Below are 13,856 nucleotides of genomic sequence, written 5' to 3'. Positions count from 1 at the left end.
TGCAAATATTCTATTGGATCTTCTAAAGTAATTATATGAGCTTCTCTATTATTATTTATTTCATTAATCATAGCTGCCAAGGTAGTGCTTTTTCCACTTCCAGTTGGCCCAGTTACTAATACTAATCCTCTTTGTTTTTCAATTATGTTCTTTACAATCTTTGGATGCTTTAATTCATCTAATGTAGGTATCTTTAATGCTATTACTCTTATTGCTATAGCATCACTATTCCTTTGCTTAAATATATTTACCCTAAATCTACCAGTTCCCGCAACTGAATAAGATGTATCAAATTCTCCATAATTATCGTACTCTTGATATTTATCTTCTAATATTTCCTCTGCAAAGTTTCTTAATGCTATAGGAGTTAATTTTTCCTCACCTATTTTTAATAGTTTTCCATTAATCCTAATTGTTGGTGGTAATCCCACAGTTAAGTGTAAATCTGAGGCTCCTCTAGTTATTGTTTCTTTTAATAGTTCATTCAGCACATATATCAATATTTACCCCTCCATGTTGCTCTTTATCTCTTCTTAGTTATAATTCGATATTTTTCTTTACTTTCCTTCTTTTAAATGCACATTTTTCATTTATTTCTAATATTCATTTATATGATAATTCTTTTTTCAATTTTTTAAGGGCTTTTTTTTCTATTCTTGACACATAAGACCTTGATATTCCTAAAAGTGCAGCTATTTCTCTTTGAGTTCTACACCTACCATCTATTAGCCCATATCTCATCTTTAATATTGCCCCTTCTCTTTCTGTAAGAGAAATGCCTATTTTATTATATAGCTGTTTAATTTGAATATTATTTTCTACTTTTTCTAATACTGAATCTTTATCGCTACTTAATACATCAATTAAGCAAATTTCATTACCTTCTTTGTCCACCCCTATAGGGTCCTGTAAAAATACTTCATTCTTTTGTTTCTTATTATTTCTAAAAAGCATTAAAATTTCATTTTCTATGCATCTTGACGCATAAGTAGCAAGCCTAGTTCCTTTGCCCGCATCAAATGAATCTATAGCCTTTATAAGTCCAACTGTACCTATAGATATTAATTCATCAATATCCTTATTAGGAAAATTATATTTCTTTACAATGTGAGCCACTAATCTTAAATTTCTTTCTATTAATATGCTCTTAGCTTCCTTATCTCCATTTTTTAATAGTTTTAAATAACGTTCTTCCTCTTCTTCATCAAGCGGTTTTGGAAATGTATTATTGCCTGTAATATAACCTGTTAAAAATATTGAATTACATAGTAGTTCAATTATATTAGATAAAAAAAACACAGAACTTCCTCCTAGTAGTGCTTATTATATAATATGATAAAATTTAAAAATATTGCTTTAGTTTTTAAATTTATTATTATCATAAAAATATCTATATTACTTCTAGGTGTAATTCTGTTATTTAAATTAATATATATTTCCATTTATATAATTATTATCTTCTTATTCTTTAGTAAGTTCCGTTACTATGTCTCTAAATATAGGGGCTCCAGTATTTCCTCCCCCTAATTCTCTACCGTCTGGATGCTTGTTGCCAATATTAGGAGCTATAACAATTATAGTATATTTTTTATTATTCAATTCAAAGTATCCAGCAAACCAACCATGATTAATACCTCCATGACCAGTAGATGTACCTGTTTTCCCTCCGATATTTACTCCCTCTACTTTCGCCTCAAAACCTGAGCCTTCCCATATAACTTTAGACATACTTTCTTGTGCTAATTTAGCTGCTGTTTCACTAAAAATTCTATTTCCACTTTCATTAAATACTTCTAATTCATTGTCATTATCATCAACTATTGCTTCTACTATACTTGGTTTAATATATACTCCATTATTTGCAACTGTATTATAAAGACCTGCCATTTGAATTGGTGTCACCATTATTGTCTGCCCTATTGATATATTGTTCATGCTATTTTCTAAAGTTGGTTTAACTCCTTTTGCTTCATCTCTATTTTCACCTTGGAGATTTATAACTTGCTTAAATAATCCCATTTTACTTAAGTAGTCCATCATATCACTATATCCTATTTCTCCTCCTACCTTAGCAAAAACATCGTTACAAGAAACCTTTAAGGCATCCTCTACTGAAAGCAATCCATGAGCGTATGATTTCCCATCTTTTGTGCATATCTCTCCAGTACATAGGAATCTATCACTTAAGCTTATAAGTCCTTTATCAAGGGCTATAGTTTCAGTAATTACCTTAAAAATTGAACCTGGCTCATATCCTAATTGTCCTATACCTAAATTTACATTAGCTTCACTTTCATCTTTTTGAACCATAGCTCTTATTTTACCTGTATCTGCCTCTGAAACTACTACACCTACATTCTTCAAAAATGAATATTCATTTTTATTTATAATATTCCTAATTTTATCTTCCCAAATTGAATTTATAGTTAATTTTATACTTTTATTATTTGATGTACTTACTTCACCATCACCATAGATAGATTTATCATTTAAATAAAATTTTGCAACAGGGTAAGTATTATCTTTTATATAGGAATTTAAAGTATACTCTAATGAATTTTCAACAATATTGTCATCTTTAATATTGGATAAAAAATTATTGGTTTTCCAGGCTTCTTTTCTATCTACTTCATCATAAATATATGTATATATTCCTTTTACATTATTTAATTTATTTATCTTCTTATAAGTATCCTCACTAATAGTATAATAAATTTTCCCTTCTTTTTTCATAATATCTGAATAATTAAAATTAGGATCTTCACTCTTCATTATAAAATTTAAAGCCATTAAATCTTCTAAGGTTTCTTCATAATTATTAAGCATAAATGGCTTGGTATCTAAAACTAAAATATATTTTTTATTATATACCATTAAATCTTTTCCATTTGTATCAAAGATTCTATACTTCATTTGGGATAAGTTTTCAGCTTGATAATTTTCTATTTCTCCCCCAACCACAAGAGATGGATGTACTTGTAAAAAATATAATCTTATAATTAACGCAAAAATAACTACAAAATATACACTATTTATTATCCATATTCTATTTAATACTATATTATTTTTTGCTTTCATAATAAAAACACCTCCCTAGGCTAAATTTTAGCCTAAAAAGGTGTCTTTTATACAATAATTTCTATTTTAAAATATCTTTAATTTTTGATACAAGAATATCAATTGCTACTTTATTTTGTCCGCCTTCTGGAACTATAATATCTGCGTATCTTTTTGTCGGTTCTGTAAACTGCAGATGCATTGGTCTTACAACTTCTAAATATTGATTAATTACTGAATCTACAGTTCTTCCTCTTTCATTGATATCTCTTACTAATCTTCTTAGTATTCTTATATCCGCATCTGTGTCTACATAAACTTTAATATCTAATAAATCTCTAATTCTTTCATCTTCAAGAACTAGAATTCCTTCAACTATTATTATGCTTCTCGGTTCAACTTTTACTGTTTCTTTTGCTCTATTATGGCATGAGAAATCATAAATAGGTTTATCAATTGCAACTCCATTAGTTAAATCTTTTAAATGTTTAATTAATAAATCATTATCAAAAGCTTTTGGATGGTCGTAATTTGTTTTAACTCTTTCTTCCATAGATAAATGGCTTTGATCTTTATAGTACATATCTTGTTGTATCATGGCAATACACTCATTTGAAAAGCTTGAATAAATTGCATCAGCTATACTACTTTTTCCTGATCCAGTACCACCAGTAATTCCAATTAGTATTGGCTTATCCATTATAGTTCCTCCCTCTTATGTTTAAAGCTCTAAAACTTTTTTACCTTTTATTAGCATATCATTTTCTTTTAATGGAGTATCAACTTTTACTTTAAATATCATATGAGCTCTATTAGCTACATTTGTATTAACCTTCTTCTCCACATCAAACATTTCATTAAGCTTAACATTAAAGTATGGTGTATGTGCTCTTAATACTTCTACTTCATCACCTTCAAAAACTCTATTCTTTTGAAGAATAGTAGCTTCTTTTGTTTCTTCATCATAGCTCTTAACTATTCCAACTATATCATAGTCTCTTATATAAGATGATGCATCATAAGTTTGCTCACCCATTTTCCCGAAGAAGAAACCTGTATGATATTGTCTATGGCTTATTTTTAATACTGTATCTAACCATTCTTGTTTAAATTTAAAGCCTTCTGGATTCTCACAGTATGCATCAACAGCTTCTCTATAAGCTTTTACTGTTGAAGCTACATAGAATTCATTTTTCATTCTTCCTTCAATTTTTAATGAATGAACTCCACTTTTAACTATTTCAGGAATATGTTCTATCATACATAAGTCTTTTGAATTCATTATATATGTTCCACTATCATCTTCAATTACTGGATAGTATTCATTAGGTCTTGTTTCTTCAACTATATAGTATTTATATCTACAAGCATTTGAACAAATACCTTTATTTGCATCTCTACCTAACATATAATTAGATATTAAGCATCTTCCAGAATAAGCAACACACATTGAACCATGGATAAATACTTCAAGCTCACAACCTTCTGGAGTATTTTCATTTATTTCAGTTATTTCTTTTAATGTAAGTTCTCTTGCTAATACAATTCTCTTAACACCTTGTTCATACCAGAACTTAGTTGCCATCCAGTTTGTTATATTTGCTTGAGTACTTAAATGTATTTCTAAGTTTGGTGCTGCAGTCTTTGCTGCTGCTACTATTGATGGGTCTGCTACTATAATAGCATCTACACCTAAATCATATAGTCCTTTTATATATTCTTCTACACCTTTTAAATCATGATTTCTAGGGAATACATTCATAGTTACATATAACTTTTTCCCTCTATCGTGGCAGTATTTAATACCTTCAGCCATTTCGTCATTAGTAAAATTATCTGAAAAGGCTCTTAAATTTAATCTTCCTCCACCTATATATACAGCATCTGCTCCAAAATCTATTGCTATTTTTAATCTATCTAGACTTCCTGCTGGTGCTAAAATCTCTGGTTTTTTCATGTATTTACCTCCTTTTAGTCACTGCAATTCCATCCCCCATTGGTATTACAGAAGTAATTAAATTTTCATCCTTAGATACTAATTCTAAGTATTTTCTCATTCTCTTTACTATAGTTATTTTTCTCCTCTTAACTAAGTCATTAGATGCAACCATTCCTCTAAAAAGAACATTATCTGCAACAATAATACCATCTTCATTTAATAACCTAAGACAATTATGTAAAAAATGATTATAATGGCCTTTTCCTGCGTCCATGAAAATAAGATCATATTTATCATCTAAATTATCAAGAACTTCCAGACAGTCCCCTTCAATAATTTCTATTTTATGTTCTAAGTTATATTTTTTAAAGTTTTCCCTAGCATATTTTATCATATTTTCATCACGCTCAACAGTAGTTATTTTTGTCTTATTTCCTGTGGCTTCACACATTAATATAGCTGAATAACCAATTGCTGTACCAAGCTCTAAGATTTTTAAAGGTTTTTTCATACTAACTATAAACTCTAAAAATTTTGCCGTTTCCTTTTGTGCAATAGGAACTTTATTTTCTTTTGCAAAGTCTTCTAATTCTTTAAACTTTTCAGTTCCTTCTGGTATTAAACTTCTAATATATTCTTCCATATAATCATAAGTTATTCCACTCATGCTAATCCTCCATATATTAAGTTAATTAATTAATATCCAAGTTCCTCTAGTTTATTCATAAAATCAACATCACTATTAGTAAAATAATGAGTTTTTTCATCTTGAAGTACATAAAATAAATAATCTGTTTTTTCTGGTTTTAATGCAGCTTTAATTGATTCTAAACCTGGATTAGATATAGGTCCTATAGGCAACCCATAATTTCTATATGTGTTGTATGGAGAATCTACTTCTAAATGTTTTTCAAAAACTGTTTCTACATGTTCACCTAAAGCGTAAATAACCGTTGCATCTATTTGAAGCATCATACCATCATTTAATCTATTAACTATAACTGATGATATTAAAGGTCTTTCACTGTCTACTCTTGCTTCCTTTTCTACCATAGAAGCTATAGTAATAACAGTTTCTATATCATCTGAATTAATTTCTATGCCAGTTTCTTTACTAGCTTGCTCTAGTATTTCTTCAAATCTTGCAACCATTTTAGTTACTATTTCTTTAGGCTTTTCTCCAACTTTTAATAAATATGTATCTGGAAATAAATATCCTTCTAAATTGTATTTTTTGCTGCTATCAATTTTAACATATCTAGGTAACTCATATTCTTTAATAGCTAATAGAAAATCACTCTTACTGCAGATTCCTTCAATTTCTAATTTTTCTGCTATATCTTCTATTGTGTAGCCTTCGGGAATAGTAAATTTAACTATATTCATTGAAGATTCCTTAGTTAATGTGTCTATTAGCTCATCTAGTGAAAATTTATTTTCTATAATATATTCACCTTGCTTAATGTCTATATTTTTACCTAAAACCTTAACATATAATTTTATAAATGGTACTCCTTTAATCTTTCCTTCTTTGGATAAAGAATTTATAATACTATAAAAACTATCTCCTTCATTAACTCTTACTACTATGTTTGAATCATTTTTTAAAGGCTTGTTAATTATACTGACAAAAGTTAATAAAAAGCTTATAAATACAATTATAATTATTGTTATGGGAATTATTTTTAAACCTAGTTTTTTCATAAAAACCCCCTACATAGAAAGTAAATAGCCTATTTAGGCTATTTACCCTATTATAATACTTTTTTTTTAACTTATAAAGAATTTTATCTATTTTTTGCTTCTGCTTGTTATTCTTCTTCTTTCAGCAGCATCTAATACTCTTTTTCTCATTCTTATATTTTCTGGAGTAACTTCAACTAACTCATCTGCATTAATAAATTCAAGACATTGTTCTAAAGTCATTTGTCTTGGAGGTATTAATTTAACTGCATCGTCAGATCCTGATGCTCTTGTATTAGTAAGCTTTTTACCTTTACATATATTTATATCTATATCTTCTGCTCTTGAACATTCTCCAACTATCATACCTTGATATACTGGAACTCCTGCTCCTATAAATAAACTTCCTCTTTCTTGAGCATTGAATAATCCATAAGTTATAGCATCTCCATCTTCAAATGAACATATTGACCCTCTACTTCTTCCTGGAATTTCTCCTTTGAAACTATCATATCCATGGAATACATGGTTCATAATACCATTTCCTTTAGTATCTGTCATAAATTCGTTTCTAAATCCTATTAGTCCTCTAGCAGGTACTATAAATTCAAGTCTAGTATATCCATTTACAGCAGAAGTCATATTTACCATTTCAGCTTTTCTAGGTCCTAATTTTTCCATAACAGGTCCCATAAATTCTTCAGGAACATCTATTGTTAAGTATTCCATAGGTTCTACTTTCTTGCCATTTTCTTCTTTAAATATAACATTAGCTTTAGAAACTTGGAATTCATATCCTTCTCTTCTCATAGTTTCAATTAATATAGATAAATGAAGTTCTCCTCTACCTGAAACTTCAAAACAATCTGATGAAATTTCATTAACTCTTAAGCTAACATTTGTTTCTAATTCTTTTAATAATCTATCTCTTAAATGTCTTGAAGTTACAAATTCGCCTTCTCTTCCTGCAAAAGGAGAATCATTTACCATAAAGTTCATGCTTAATGTTGGTTCATCAATTTCAACAAATGGTAATGCTTCTGGATTTGCTGCATCAGCTATAGTTTCTCCAATATTACAATCTGGAATACCACTTAAAGCAATTATTTCACCTAAAGATGCTTCTTGTACATCTTCTCTATTCAATCCATTATATGTAAATATACTTGATACTCTATAATTACTTGTTGTTCCATCATTTCTTACTAAAGCAACTTGTTGATTTTTCTTTACAGTTCCTCTATGTATCTTACCAATTGCTATTCTTCCTACATATTCACTACTATCTAATGTAGTTACAAGCATTTGTAATGGACCTTCTATATCTCCTTTAGGTGGTTCAACATTTTCTAATATTGTTTCAAATAATGGTATCATATCATTATTTATATCTTCTACATTATATCTTGCAAATCCTTCTCTTGCTGAAGCATAAATTATTTTAAAATCTAATTGTTCGTCCTCTGCACCAAGTTCGATAAATAATTCAAAAACTTCATCAATTACTTCATCTGGTCTTGCATTTGGTTTGTCTATTTTATTAATAACAACTATTGGTCTTAATCCTAATTCTAAAGCTTTCTTTAAAACGAATTTTGTTTGTGGCATTGGACCTTCGTAAGAGTCTACTACTAATAATACTGAGTCAACCATTTTAAGAACACGTTCAACTTCTCCACCAAAATCAGCATGTCCTGGAGTATCTACAACATTGATTTTCACTCCATTATATGTTATTGCTGTATTTTTAGAAAGAATTGTAATTCCTCTTTCTTTTTCTAAGTCATTTGAGTCCATAACTCTTTCTTCAACTTTTTCATTGCTTCTAAATACGTGGCTTTCTTTAAATAAAGCATCTACTAAGGTTGTCTTACCATGGTCAACGTGAGCTATTATAGCAATATTTCTAATATCATCTCTACTAATTAAATTCATTTACTTTCCTCCACTATGTTTATTTATATGATGTAAACCTATAAATTATTTTTTCCAAAATAAAATTGGATACGCGAGTATCCAATTTAAAAAAATTATTTAAACTATACTTATTCTAAGGTTATTATTAAAAAATGTCAACCTATTAGATTATATTTCCATTATAATTGGTAATATCATAGGTTTTCTCTTAGTCTTTTCATATAGGTAAGATCTAAGTTCATCTCTAACCTTAGACTTTAGACTAGCCCAATCTGTTATATTGCTTTCTTCACATTCTCTTAAAACATATTTAACAATATCTTTAGCCTCGTCCATTAATCCTTCAGATTCTCTTACATATACAAATCCTCTTGAAATGATATCTGGTCCAGCAATAATTGAGTTGTTTTCCTTAGATAGTGTTACTACTACTGTTAATATACCATCTTGAGATAAATGTTTTCTATCTCTTAATACTATATTTCCAACATCTCCTACGCCTAATCCATCAACAAATACTTGCCCTGCATTAACTGTCCCATTTTTTCTAATAGCATTTCTATTAACTTCTATTACTCCACCATTTTCAGGTATTAATACATTTTCTTCTGGAAGTCCTAAAGATACTGCAAGTTCACCATGTTGCTTTAAGTGTCTATACTCTCCATGAACTGGAATAAAGAACTTAGGTTTTACTAAACTATGCATAAGTTTTAATTCTTCTTGACATGCATGCCCAGAAACGTGTATTTCTGCCAAGGACTTGTAAATTACTTCTGCTCCCTTTTGGAATAATTGATTAATAACTCTTGAAACTAACTTTTCATTTCCAGGTATTGGTGTTGCAGATATAATTACAGTATCTCCTTCAACTATATTAACCTTTCTGTGTTCAGAGTTTGCCATTCTTGTAAGAGCTGACATTGGTTCTCCTTGGCTTCCTGTAGTTATAATAACAACCTTATTATTTGGATATTTATTAATTTGATCTATACTTACTAATATATCTTTTTCAAATTCTAAATAACCAAGTTCTGTAGCTACAGCAACTATATTTTCCATACTTCTTCCTGATACTGCAACTTTTCTATCATGTAAGCGTGCTGCATCAATTATTTGTTGTATTCTATGAACATTTGAAGCAAATGTTGCTATTATAATTCTTCCTTTTGCTTTAGAGAATAATCTTGCAAAACTTTCTCCTACAACTTTTTCTGACATAGTATATCCTGGCTTTTCAACATTAGTTGAATCAGCTAGCATAGCTAATACTCCTCTTTTTCCTATTTCTGCAAATCTGCCAAAATCCATAGGTTCTCCATCTATAGGAGTATAGTCTATTTTAAAATCTCCTGTGTGTAATACAACTCCAAGTGGAGTGTGTATTGCAATTGCAACTGAATCTGCTATAGAGTGATTAGTTTTAATAAACTCTACAGATACTGAATTCAATTTAATGACATCTCTTGGTTTTACTCTTATAAGTTCTGTTGAACTTAATAATCCGTGCTCCTTAAGCTTTGTTTCAACAATTCCAAGAGTTAATTTCGTTCCATATACAGGCACATTTAATTGTCTTAAAATATATGGTAATGCACCTATATGGTCTTCATGACCGTGTGTTAAGAATATTCCTCTTATCTTATCTTTATTTTTTAATAAATAACTAATATCTGGTATTACTAAATCAATACCGAACATATCTTCATCTGGGAATTTAAGACCGCAATCTATAACTATAATGTCTTCTTTATATTCTATTACAGTTATATTCTTGCCTATTTCATTAATTCCACCTAAAGGAATAATCCTAACCTTTGCCTTCTCGTTTTTCAATATGTCCCCTCCTTCTTCCTAAATTATGTAACTTAAAGATCTCTCTATAAGAGATACCTCTTCATCCACTATTTTTTATTTTCTTCAATCTTACTTTGACATTTTCTACAAATACCAAAGAATTTAACACTATGGTCTATAATTTTAAACCCATAAGATCTTTCAACTTCTTCTTCAAGTTCATCTAAAAGATCATCTTGGACTTCAATTACTCCCTTACATTCATTACATACTAAGTGATGATGTCTATGCCCTTCATTTCTACGAGCTAATTCATATCTACTACATCCATCATCTAAATCTAACTTACATACAACTCCTAATTCTTCTAATAAAATTATAGTTCTATATACAGTTGCAAGACCTATTTCCGGACAACTTTTCTTTACTTCATCGTATATTTCCTCTGCTGTTAAGTGCTCGCCTTCTTTATCTATTATAGTGTCAACGATAGCTCTTCTTTGCGGAGTTAATTTATACCCTTTTTGTTTTAAATCTTCCTTTAAAACATTAAAATCTATAGTGCTTGAATGTTCCACAGACAACACACCCCCTTCTACATTATTTTATTTATTGTAAAACTACTCTTCTTCTGAAAAAATAGTATCATATGCTTCTTGAACTGCAGCAAGTTCTACTTCATCATCAATAGGAATTAATAAATCATCGCCTTCTTCATCTACTCCTACTTTTAAAGCAAATATATCATCTTCAGTATAATTATCATCATATACTATAACATATTCACTTTTTTCTTCTGTATCTGGATTTACCATATCAAAAAATGCCACAACATTTAATTTTACTAAATTACCATCTTCATCATATAATTCTAATTGTTTTAAATCTTTGTTCATAAAAAATCTCCTTTTTTTATAATTGTAATTTTCAACATGTCACTTGTCAATAATAATTTTCAATTGATAGTAAAGTATTATTTCATACTTAATCTATCTAAGTATCCTTGAAGGATATAAATAGCAGCAATTTTATCTACTATTTTCTTTCTCTTATTTCTTGATAAATCTGCTTCTATCATAGCTTTATGAGCTGCCACTGTGGTTAATCTTTCATCCCACATTTCAACTTTTAAGCCTGTATATTCTTTTATTTGATTTGAAAACTCAAGAACTCTTTCTCCTGATTCTCCAATACTTCCATTCATATTTTTAGGTAACCCAATAACTATAGTTTCAACTGAGTATTCTTTGCATATTTTTTCTACTTCTTCAAGGTCATTTTCTTTCTTAGTTCTTCTAATAGTAGTTATTCCTTGAGCAGTCCACCCTAATGGATCACTTACAGCTACACCAATAGTTTTGGATCCTATATCTAAACCTAATATTCTCATCTATTACTCCTCAAAAATTAAAGAGTACCCGAATAAACGGGCACTCTTTATTTTATTTCTAAATAAGATTTTATAACTTCCTCAAGAATTTCATCTCTTTCAAGTTTTCTTAGTAAAGCTCTTGCTCCGTTGTAGCTTGTAATGTAAGAAGGGTCTCCTGAAATGAGATATCCAACTAGCTGATTAACTGGGTTATAACCTTTCTCTTGTAGCGCATTATAAACATCTGTTAATATTGATTTTGTTAAATCTCCTTTGTTGATGTTTAAATTAAATTGCATTGTTGCATCTAAGTTATTCTTCATATAACTGCTGCTAATTGCAGCCCACCCCCTTACTTATATTTAGTTAAATTCTTCTAATAATAGTATATCATTTATTTCAAATTTTATTCACTGTTTATACTTATTAATTATATTATAAACTAAAAATTTTTAAAAGTACACTATTTTACCAAAGATTCTATTACAGAATAAGTTTTTTCCATTGCAGTTTTTATATTTTCAGGATTCTTACCACCAGCTTGCGCCATGTCTGGTCTTCCTCCTCCGCCGCCACCAACTATAGCAGCTACTTCTTTAATTATCTTACCACAATGAATACCTTTATCTAATACATCTTTCGTTGCCATTGATATTAAACTTACTTTTCCAGAAACATTACTAAACAATACAACTACTCCACTTGAAAGTTTGTTTCTAACCTTGTCAGCAAGATCTCTTAAAGAATTTCCATCTATATCTGCTACTTCAAATACAGCCACTTTAATACCATTAACATCTTTAACTGAAGCAATAATTTCATCTTCAACTCCTGATGCTAATTTATTTTTAAGTTCTAGTATTTCTTTTTCTTTTTCCTTAATTTCTGAACCTTGAGAAGCTATCTTCTTAAGTACATCTTTTTCGCTACACTTAAGAACGCTACATGCTTCTTTTAATAGTCTTTGTTTTTCTTCCATATATTTTATAGCATTAATACCAGTTACAGCTTCTATTCTCCTAATACCTGCTGCTACACCTGCTTCAGATATTATCTTAAATAACCCTATTTCTCCTGAGTTATGAACGTGAGTACCTCCACAAAGTTCCTTTGAGAACTCTCCAACACTAACAACTCTTACTTTATCTCCATACTTATCATCAAATAAAGCCATAGCTCCTGAATTTCTAGCTTCATCTAAAGTCATTAAATCAGTATTAACATTAAATACTTCCATAATTTTTATATTAACTAGATCTTCTAATTTTTGTATTTCTTCTTCTGATAATGCCTTAAAATGTGCAAAGTCAAATCTTAATCTTTCATCATCTACATATGAACCAGCTTGATTTACATGTTTACCAACTACTTGCTTTAATGCTTCATGTAACATATGTGTTGCAGTATGATTTTTTGCAATATTACTTCTTCTTAATAAATCTATTTTTAGTGTTGCATTTTCATTTATTTTTATATTACCGTCAGTAATTTTTACATAATGTACAGTTTTTCCACCAACATTTTTCTTTGTATCATAAACATATGCTTCTCCACTAGTTGTCTTAATAGTACCCTTATCTCCTACTTGACCACCCATTTCAGCATAGAATGGAGTTTCTTCAGTTACTATATAACCTTTATCTCCCTTTACTAATTCATTTACGAAATCAGTATCATTTGCTAAAACAAGAATTTTTGAATTAATTTCAATATTACTATATCCAACAAATTCAGTATTAATTGAAGCCTCTATCTTATTTATTGGGCTTTCATCACTTCCCATATAAGAAGATTCACCTCTAGCACTTCTAGCTCTTTGTCTTTGTTCTTCCATTTCCTTTTTGAAAGAATCATGATCAACCTTCATGCCTTTTTCTTCTAATATCTCTTCTGTTAATTCAATAGGGAATCCATAAGTATCATATAACTTAAATGCCTTTTCTCCCTTTAAGATTTCTTCCTTTGCAGCTTCCATTTCTTCAATATAATCATTTAATATATTCATACCTGAATCTATAGTTTCATTGAATCTTTCTTCTTCTAGTGAAACTATTTTTTCTATATATTCTTTATTTTCTTTAAGATTTGGAT

The 13,856-nt window shown here is 29.2% G+C and carries 14 protein-coding genes; all 14 read right to left on the bottom strand.

Features of this window, described 5'->3' with window-relative positions:
- Positions 1 to 497 (bottom strand): ATPase, T2SS/T4P/T4SS family (locus HUJ77_RS08295; RefSeq protein WP_291708115.1); only part of this gene is annotated, 497 nt, incomplete at its 3' end.
- Positions 498 to 603: 106 nt separating this feature from the next.
- Positions 604 to 1,299, bottom strand: a complete 696-nt coding sequence (sigK, locus tag HUJ77_RS08290) for an RNA polymerase sporulation sigma factor SigK (RefSeq protein WP_291708114.1) — start codon at positions 1,297 to 1,299, stop codon at positions 604 to 606.
- A 162-nt stretch (positions 1,300 to 1,461) separates the two neighbouring features.
- Positions 1,462 to 3,078 carry a penicillin-binding transpeptidase domain-containing protein gene (locus HUJ77_RS08285; protein WP_291708113.1) on the bottom strand — a complete coding sequence of 539 codons (1,617 nt, stop codon included), beginning with the start codon at positions 3,076 to 3,078 and terminating at the stop codon, positions 1,462 to 1,464.
- A 61-nt stretch (positions 3,079 to 3,139) separates the two neighbouring features.
- Complete coding sequence (gene udk, locus HUJ77_RS08280) at positions 3,140 to 3,757, bottom strand: uridine kinase (protein ID WP_291708112.1); 618 nt, start codon at positions 3,755 to 3,757, stop codon at positions 3,140 to 3,142.
- Positions 3,758 to 3,778: 21 nt separating this feature from the next.
- Positions 3,779 to 5,014 carry a U32 family peptidase gene (locus HUJ77_RS08275; RefSeq protein ID WP_291708111.1) on the bottom strand — a complete coding sequence of 412 codons (1,236 nt, stop codon included), beginning with the start codon at positions 5,012 to 5,014 and terminating at the stop codon, positions 3,779 to 3,781.
- A 4-nt stretch (positions 5,015 to 5,018) separates the two neighbouring features.
- Positions 5,019 to 5,663 carry an O-methyltransferase gene (locus tag HUJ77_RS08270; protein ID WP_291708110.1) on the bottom strand — a complete coding sequence of 215 codons (645 nt, stop codon included), beginning with the start codon at positions 5,661 to 5,663 and terminating at the stop codon, positions 5,019 to 5,021.
- A gap of 29 nt (positions 5,664 to 5,692) precedes the next feature.
- Entirely contained in the window at positions 5,693 to 6,700 is a 1,008-nt protein-coding gene (mltG, locus tag HUJ77_RS08265) for an endolytic transglycosylase MltG (RefSeq protein WP_291708109.1), read from the bottom strand.
- Between the two features lie 87 nt (positions 6,701 to 6,787).
- A complete protein-coding gene (gene typA, locus HUJ77_RS08260) occupies positions 6,788 to 8,614 on the bottom strand; it encodes a translational GTPase TypA (RefSeq protein WP_291708108.1) in 1,827 nt (608 codons plus the stop codon).
- A gap of 150 nt (positions 8,615 to 8,764) precedes the next feature.
- Positions 8,765 to 10,432 carry a ribonuclease J gene (locus tag HUJ77_RS08255; RefSeq protein ID WP_291708107.1) on the bottom strand — a complete coding sequence of 556 codons (1,668 nt, stop codon included), beginning with the start codon at positions 10,430 to 10,432 and terminating at the stop codon, positions 8,765 to 8,767.
- Between the two features lie 68 nt (positions 10,433 to 10,500).
- On the bottom strand, positions 10,501 to 10,971 hold the full coding sequence (locus HUJ77_RS08250; protein WP_291708106.1) for a Fur family transcriptional regulator: 471 nt from the start codon (positions 10,969 to 10,971) through the stop codon (positions 10,501 to 10,503).
- Between the two features lie 42 nt (positions 10,972 to 11,013).
- Positions 11,014 to 11,289, bottom strand: a complete 276-nt coding sequence (locus HUJ77_RS08245) for a DUF1292 domain-containing protein (RefSeq protein WP_291708105.1) — start codon at positions 11,287 to 11,289, stop codon at positions 11,014 to 11,016.
- A gap of 77 nt (positions 11,290 to 11,366) precedes the next feature.
- Positions 11,367 to 11,783 (bottom strand): Holliday junction resolvase RuvX, encoded by a 417-nt coding sequence (ruvX, locus tag HUJ77_RS08240; protein WP_291708104.1) that lies wholly within the window; start codon positions 11,781 to 11,783, stop codon positions 11,367 to 11,369.
- Between the two features lie 47 nt (positions 11,784 to 11,830).
- On the bottom strand, positions 11,831 to 12,088 hold the full coding sequence (locus tag HUJ77_RS08235; RefSeq protein ID WP_291708103.1) for an IreB family regulatory phosphoprotein: 258 nt from the start codon (positions 12,086 to 12,088) through the stop codon (positions 11,831 to 11,833).
- 140 nt (positions 12,089 to 12,228) lie between these two features.
- The coding region (gene alaS / locus HUJ77_RS08230; protein WP_291708102.1) for an alanine--tRNA ligase at positions 12,229 to 13,856 on the bottom strand (1,628 nt) is incomplete at its 5' end.

It is taken from the genome of Clostridium sp. (genome assembly GCF_021443865.1).
Lineage (GTDB): Bacteria > Bacillota > Clostridia > Clostridiales > Clostridiaceae > Clostridium.
Note: the sequence above shows the minus strand (reverse complement) of the source record. Positions and strands in the feature narration are given on the sequence as shown.

What these genes read in the sequence shown, in the direction of transcription:
- HUJ77_RS08285 (WP_291708113.1), bottom strand. Translation starts at nt 3,078, where the DNA reads ATGAAAGCAAAAAATAATATAGTATTAAATAGAATATGGATAATAAAT.
- udk (WP_291708112.1), bottom strand. Translation starts at nt 3,757, where the DNA reads ATGGATAAGCCAATACTAATTGGAATTACTGGTGGTACTGGATCAGGA.
- HUJ77_RS08270 (WP_291708110.1), bottom strand. Translation starts at nt 5,663, where the DNA reads ATGAGTGGAATAACTTATGATTATATGGAAGAATATATTAGAAGTTTA.
- ruvX (WP_291708104.1), bottom strand. Translation starts at nt 11,783, where the DNA reads ATGAGAATATTAGGTTTAGATATAGGATCCAAAACTATTGGTGTAGCT.
- HUJ77_RS08275 (WP_291708111.1), bottom strand. Translation starts at nt 5,014, where the DNA reads ATGAAAAAACCAGAGATTTTAGCACCAGCAGGAAGTCTAGATAGATTA.
- HUJ77_RS08235 (WP_291708103.1), bottom strand. Translation starts at nt 12,088, where the DNA reads ATGAAGAATAACTTAGATGCAACAATGCAATTTAATTTAAACATCAAC.
- typA (WP_291708108.1), bottom strand. Translation starts at nt 8,614, where the DNA reads ATGAATTTAATTAGTAGAGATGATATTAGAAATATTGCTATAATAGCT.
- HUJ77_RS08245 (WP_291708105.1), bottom strand. Translation starts at nt 11,289, where the DNA reads ATGAACAAAGATTTAAAACAATTAGAATTATATGATGAAGATGGTAAT.
- mltG (WP_291708109.1), bottom strand. Translation starts at nt 6,700, where the DNA reads ATGAAAAAACTAGGTTTAAAAATAATTCCCATAACAATAATTATAATT.